The organism is Streptomyces sp. UNOB3_S3 (assembly GCF_020740895.1).
GTDB lineage: Bacteria > Actinomycetota > Actinomycetes > Streptomycetales > Streptomycetaceae > Streptomyces.
In genome coordinates, this window is the sequence record NZ_JAILXP010000407.1 from 1 (window position 1) to 6,094 (window position 6,094).

The window sequence follows — 6,094 nt, forward strand, 5'->3', positions numbered from 1 at the left end:
ATCCATCGAGATGGACGGGGTGTCAACATATCTGGCGTTGACTTTTGGCACGCTGTTGAGTTCTCAAGGAACGGACGCTTCCTTTGTACTCACCCTTTCGGGCTTTCCTCCGGGCTTCCCTTCGGTGCTTCACACTCTATCAGGACTTTTCCGGCCCCGTTTCCGCCTCGTTCACCTTGCATACACATCGGCATGCGGGCACACGTCAACGGATCCGGGAAAGGATCTCATCCAAATGGAGTGCCGCCCTCGCCTCGCTCGCAGCTCAGTGCGGGCCTCGGTCGTGGGCAGGAATCTGACAGTACAGCCCCCGCCGGGACGAGGCAAATCGATTACGCACCGCACACGGCTCCCGCGCGTGCGCAGCGCGCACGCTCGTGCGGAATCCTCAGTTCCTATGACTTAGGCTTCCGACCAGTGCGCCGTCCAGGACAGGTAGTGACGGCGCGTGATGATTCTCCACCTCTGGGAGGCTTCCCATGACCACCGTGTCGTCCCCGATCGCCGGACGCGCCATCGGACTCGCGGCAGTGCCCGATCCGGTCTTCTCCGGCGCGATGGTGGGACCCGGTACCGCTATCGACCCGGTCCGTGAGCCGCACGCCGCGGTCTCCCCGGTCGACGGCGTCATCGTCTCGCTCCACCCCCACGCCTTCGTCGTCGTCGACAGCGAGGGCCACGGAGTGCTGACGCACCTCGGCATCGACACCGTTCAGCTCAACGGCGAGGGCTTCGAGCTGCTCGTCAACAAGGGCGACAACGTCCAGCGCGGCCAGGACATCGTGCGCTGGAACCCGGTCGCCGTCGAGGAGGCCGGCAAGTCCCCGGTCTGCCCCGTCGTCGCGCTCGAGGCGACCGCGGAGTCGCTGGCCGACGTCGTCGAGGACGGCGACGTGAAGGCCGGCGACGCCCTCTTCTCCTGGCAGTGACCTTTCACCTTCGGTGATCTTGAGCCGTCCGGATGGACGGCGCGTACGACATCCACCGCGGCGGCTGTGTTCCATGGCCGCCGCAATCAACCGGAGACGTGAAATGGAGACAACGCTGCGAGGCGTCGGCGTGAGCCACGGTGTGGCGATCGGCGAGGTCCGGCACATGGGCACGGCGGTCCTGGAGCCGCCGGCCAAGCAGATCCCGGCGGACGAGGCGCCGCGTGAGCAGGGGCGCGCGCGGCAGGCCGTCGAGGCCGTCGCCGCCGATCTGATCGCGCGCGGCAACCTGGCCGGCGGTGAGGCCCAGCACGTGCTGGAGGCCCAGGCCATGATGGCCCAGGACCCCGAGCTGATGGCCGACGTCGAGCGTCGCATCACCGTCGGCAGCACCGCCGAGCGCGCGGTGTACGACGCGTTCGCCGCCTACCGGGCGCTGCTCGCCAACGCCGGTGAGTACCTGGCCGGCCGGGTGGCCGACCTCGACGACGTGCGCAACCGCATCGTGGCGCGGCTGCTGGGCGTGCCGATGCCGGGTGTGCCGGACAGTGACGAGCCCTATGTGCTGATCGCGCGGGACCTGGCGCCGGCCGACACCGCGCTGCTGGACCCGGCGCTGGTGCTGGGCTTTGTGACGGAGGAGGGCGGGCCGACGAGTCACTCCGCCATCCTGGCGCGGGCGCTCGGGGTGCCGGCCGTGGTGGCGCTGCCGGGCGCCGGTGAGCTTGCCGAGGGCACGGTGGTGGCCGTGGACGGCAGCACGGGTGACGTCTTCGTCGGCCCGAGCGAGGAGAAGCGCGCCGAGCTGACCAAGGCGGCCGAGGCGCGGAAGGCGGCGCTCGCCGCGTCGTCCGGTCCGGGTGCGACGTCCGATGGGCACAAGGTGCCGCTGCTGGCGAACATCGGCGGTCCGGCGGATGTGGCGGCCGCGGTCGAGGCGGGTGCGGAGGGCGTGGGCCTGTTCCGTACCGAGTTCCTCTTCCTGGACGACAGTGCGAAGGCGCCGTCCGAGGCCAAGCAGGTCGAGGCGTACCGCAAGGTGCTGGAGGCGTTCCCCGAGGGCCGTGTGGTCGTGCGGGTGCTGGACGCGGGCGCGGACAAGCCGCTGGACTTCCTGACGCCGGCCGACGAGCCCAACCCGGCGCTCGGTGTGCGTGGTCTGCGGACGCTGCTGGACCACCCGGAGGTGCTGCGCACGCAGCTCACCGCGCTGGCCAAGGCGGCCGAGGGGCTGCCGGTCTACCTCGAGGTCATGGCCCCGATGGTGGCGGACCGCACGGACGCGAAGGCGTTCGCGGACGCGTGCCGTGAGGCCGGGCTCCGGGCGAAGTTCGGCGCGATGGTGGAGATCCCCTCCGCCGCGCTGCGGGCCCGCTCGATCCTTCAGGAGGTCGAGTTCCTGTCGCTGGGCACGAACGACCTGGCGCAGTACACCTTCGCCGCCGACCGTCAGGTGGGCGCGGTCTCGCGTCTTCAGGACCCGTGGCAGCCGGCGCTGCTCGACCTGGTGGCCGCGTCGGCCGAGGCCGCCAAGGCCGAGGGCAAGAGCTGTGGCGTCTGTGGTGAGGCGGCGTCCGACCCGCTGCTGGCCTGCGTGCTGACGGGTCTGGGCGTGACCAGCCTGTCGATGGGCGCGGCGTCGATCCCCTATGTGCGGGCGACGCTGGCCAAGCACACGCTGGCGCAGTGCGAGCGTGCCGCCGCGGCCGCTCGTGCGACGGACTCGGCCGAGGAGGCCCGTCTGGCCGCGCAGGCGGTGCTGTCGGGCGAGTGAGCCCGGCCGTTCTGTGAGCAGTGATGAGTGAGGGGTGTCCCACCTGCCGGTGGGGCACCCCTCACTTCTTTCTATTCGAGCCGGACGCCCGCGAGGTACTCGACGCCGGGCTCCGGGGGTACGGGTTCGCCCGTGCCGGCGTCGGTGCAGTAGGCGGCGAAGACCTCGCCCGCCGTCAGGGGGCGGAGTCCGTCGCCGTCCAGGCACCAGCCGCGGACCGTCTCGGGCTCGCCGGGGCGGGTGGTGCGGAGCACGACGCCGCCGGGGCTGCCCAGGGCGATGCCGGCCGCGAGGACCGTGCAGAAGAGCAGGGCCGCCGATTCCCCGAGGCGCAGCGCTCCGTCGTGGCGCTCGGCTTCGACGACGGCGACCAGCGGGGTGTTCGCGTCGTCGGGCGTGGAGACGCTGCACACGAGGTGGTGTCTGCCGTCGCCCGCCGTCTCGACGATGCGGCGCAGGATCTTCGACGCCCGGGCGAAGGCCGCCCGGCCCGTGTCCTCCCCGGGTTCGAGTTCGAGGAGGGCGGAGGCGTATTCCCAGGTCGCCTGGTGTTCGGCTGCCCGGACGAGGTCGGGCAGCAGGCGGGTGAGGGGGCGGCCGTCGTAGGTGAGCCGGGCGCCGGCGGCCGCGACGTCGGCGGTGTAGCGGGTGCGGCTGGTGGGGGTGTCGGGGTCGAGGCGGGTGTCGGCGCAGTACTCCTCGTAGGCGATGGGGTCGAAGAGGGCGAGGCTGATGTGGGTGCCCTGGGCGGCGAGGGCTCTGAGCAGGCCGTCGACCTGGCGGAGGTAGCCGGTGTGGTCGTCGAAGCGGAAGCTGCGGTATCGCCGCATGGCGGCGAAGTCCGTCTCGTCGGCGAGGACGGCCACGGTGCTCGGTGTCTCGTGGCGCAGTCTGCGTCGCGCGGTCGGTGTGGTGCGCGCGGTCGGGCGCTTCCGGCCGTTGTCGGTGCGTGGCATGTACTCCCCCTCGGCACGAGTGATCGATGCTCACTCACAGTAACCAAGGGCACTGACAACGGCCTTCCGCCGCCCGTTCGCCCAGGTCAGCCGCGTTCGCGGGCCAGGCGCTCGTAGAAGCCCAGCAGTTCGGCGTCGTCGACGGACCCGGGGTTGACCGCCTTCTCCAGGGGGGTGCCCTGGAGGAGTCTCTTGACCGGGACCTCGATGCGCTTGCCGGTGAGGGTGTGGGGGATGGCGGGGACCTCGATGACCTCGTCGGGGACGTGGCGCGGGGAGAGCTGCTCGCGGATGGTGCTCTTGATCTTCGCAAGGAGGGCGTCGTCCAGTGCCGCGCCGGGGGCGAGGTGGACGAAGAGGGGCATCCAGTAGCCGCCGTCGGGCCGTTCGACGCCGATGACGAGGGACTCGCGGATCTCGGGGAGGCGTTCCACCGCCTCGTAGATGTCGGCGGAGCCCATCCGTACGCCCTGGCGGTTGAGGGTGGAGTCGGAGCGGCCGTGGATGACGACGGTGCCGCGGGAGGTGAGGGTGATCCAGTCGCCGTGCCGCCAGACGCCCGGGAACATCTCGAAGTAGCTCTCGCGGTAGCGGTGGCCGTCGGGGTCGTTCCAGAAGTGGATCGGCATGGAGGGCATGGGGTTGGTGACGACCAGTTCCCCGACCTCGTCGACGACGGGCTTGCCCTGGGCGTCCCAGGCCTGGAGGTCCGTTCCCAGGCAGGGGGCCTGGAGCTCGCCGATGTACACGGGGAGGGTGGGGACGGCGCCGGCGAAGCAGCTGCACACGTCGGTGCCGCCGCTGACCGAGGCGATCCACATGTCCCCTGTGCTCTCAACGAACTCGTCGTGGATCCAGCGGAAGCCGTCGGGCGGCAGCGGGGAGCCGGTGGTGGCCACGCAGCGGACGCGGGAGAGGTCGAAGTCGCGGCCGGGGTGGACGCCGGCCTTGCGGCAGGCCATGACGTAGGCGGCGGAGGTGCCGAAGAGGGTGGTGCCGGTGCGTTCGGCGACGCGCCACTGGGCGGCGGTGTCGGGGTGGCCGGGGCTGCCGTCGTAGAGGACGACGGTCGCGCCCACCAGGAGGCCGGAGACGAGGAAGTTCCACATCATCCAGCCGGTGGAGGTGTACCAGAAGAAGCGGTCGCCGGGGCCGAGGTCGCAGTGGAGGGAGAGCTGCTTGAGGTGCTCGACGAGGATGCCGCCCTGGGACTGGACGATGGCCTTGGGCAGTCCGGTGGTGCCGGAGGAGTAGAGCACCCACAGGGGGTGGTCGAAGGGGACCTGTTCGAAGACCGGCTCGGTGTCGGCGGAGGTCAGGGCGTCCCACTCCAGCGTGCCCTCGGGGGCGGGGGTGCCGAGCAGCGGGATGTGGACGACGGCGCGCAGGGTCGGGAGCTCGGCGCGCAGCTGGGCGACGACGTCGGCGCGTTCATGGCGCTTGCCGCCGTAGTGGTAGCCGTCGACGGTGAACAGGACGACGGGCTCGACCTGCTGGAAGCGGTCGAGGACGCTGCGGGCGCCGAAGTCGGGGGCGCAGGAGGTCCAGACGGCGCCGACGGCGGCGGTGGCGAGGAGGGCGACGACGGCCTGCGGGACGTTGGGCAGGTAGCCGCTGACGCGGTCGCCGGGGCGGACGCCGAGGCGGCGCAGCTCCGCGGCGAGCGAGCCGACCTGGCGGCGGAGTTCCGCCCAGGTGACGGGGCGGGGGTCGTGGGTCTCGTCGACGTGCAGCAGGGCGGGCTCGCCGGCCCGCGCGGGGTCCTCGGCGGTGCGCAGGGCGTGCTCGGCGTAGTTGAGGGTGGCGCCGGGGAACCAGCGGGCGCCGGGCATGGCCGGGTCGGCGAGGACGCGCTCGTAGGGGGTGGTGAAGCGGACGTCGCACCACTCGGTGACGGCCTGCCAGAAGGTCTCCGGTTCGGTCACGGACCAGCGGTGGAGGGCCGCGTAGCTCGCGGCGGGGTCGCCGGGGACGGGGGCGGGCGCGCCGTGGCGTTCGGCGGCCCGGGCGTGGAAGCGGGTGACCCGTGCGTCGGCGATGCGGTCCGCGCCGGGCCGCCACAGGGGCTCCGGCTGGTCGACGGGCTGCGGTGCGGTGGTCATGTGGCTGCTCCCGGGCTTCTGCGCGTCGTGGGCGGAGCCGTGCGCACGAACGGGGTGCGCGCGTGCGGTGGCTGTGAGGACGATGCCATGTGATCGACTCGTGCACCAGGGCCGGTGTCACACCGTCGCGGGAGGGGCACGCCCTTGCGGGGGTGAACGGGGGTTGAACGGTGCGCGGGGGTGCCCGGGCGGGTGGCAGGGTGAGCGACATGGACGCGGGTGACCTTGTGCGATCGGTGAAGTGGATGGCCTCGTTGCGGTCGGTGGGGAGCGCGCAGGGGCTGCGGTCCGTGCGGTCGGCCTGGCGGCGGCACCGGGTGGACGCGGTGGGGC

The 6,094-nt window shown here is 72.0% G+C and carries 4 protein-coding genes; 2 read left to right on the plus strand and 2 right to left on the minus strand.

What is annotated here, in order from left to right; all coding sequences use genetic code 11:
* The first annotated feature begins 479 nt into the window (after positions 1–479).
* Both K6I33_RS30190 and ptsP read left to right on the plus strand, forming a co-directional pair.
* Entirely contained in the window at positions 480–929 is a 450-nt protein-coding gene (locus tag K6I33_RS30190) for a PTS glucose transporter subunit IIA (RefSeq protein WP_229357728.1), read from the plus strand.
* A 103-nt stretch (positions 930–1,032) separates the two neighbouring features.
* The gene (gene ptsP, locus K6I33_RS30195) at positions 1,033–2,703 is read left to right on the plus strand and encodes a phosphoenolpyruvate--protein phosphotransferase (protein WP_229357729.1); all 1,671 of its coding nucleotides are present in this window, start codon (positions 1,033–1,035) and stop codon (positions 2,701–2,703) included.
* 71 nt (positions 2,704–2,774) lie between these two features.
* Here ptsP and K6I33_RS30200 read toward each other — a convergent pair whose 3' ends face one another.
* Both K6I33_RS30200 and K6I33_RS30205 read right to left on the minus strand, forming a co-directional pair.
* A complete protein-coding gene (locus tag K6I33_RS30200; protein WP_229357730.1) occupies positions 2,775–3,659 on the minus strand; it encodes a hypothetical protein in 885 nt (294 codons plus the stop codon).
* 86 nt (positions 3,660–3,745) lie between these two features.
* Positions 3,746–5,761 (minus strand): acetoacetate--CoA ligase, encoded by a 2,016-nt coding sequence (locus K6I33_RS30205; protein ID WP_229357731.1) that lies wholly within the window; start codon positions 5,759–5,761, stop codon positions 3,746–3,748.
* Positions 5,762–6,094 lie beyond the last annotated feature (333 nt).

Coding starts and splice junctions, on each gene's coding strand:
- K6I33_RS30190 (WP_229357728.1), top strand. CDS start 480: ATGACCACCGTGTCGTCCCCGATCGCCGGACGCGCCATCGGACTCGCG.
- ptsP (WP_229357729.1), top strand. CDS start 1,033: ATGGAGACAACGCTGCGAGGCGTCGGCGTGAGCCACGGTGTGGCGATC.
- K6I33_RS30200 (WP_229357730.1), bottom strand. CDS start 3,659: ATGCCACGCACCGACAACGGCCGGAAGCGCCCGACCGCGCGCACCACA.
- K6I33_RS30205 (WP_229357731.1), bottom strand. CDS start 5,761: ATGACCACCGCACCGCAGCCCGTCGACCAGCCGGAGCCCCTGTGGCGG.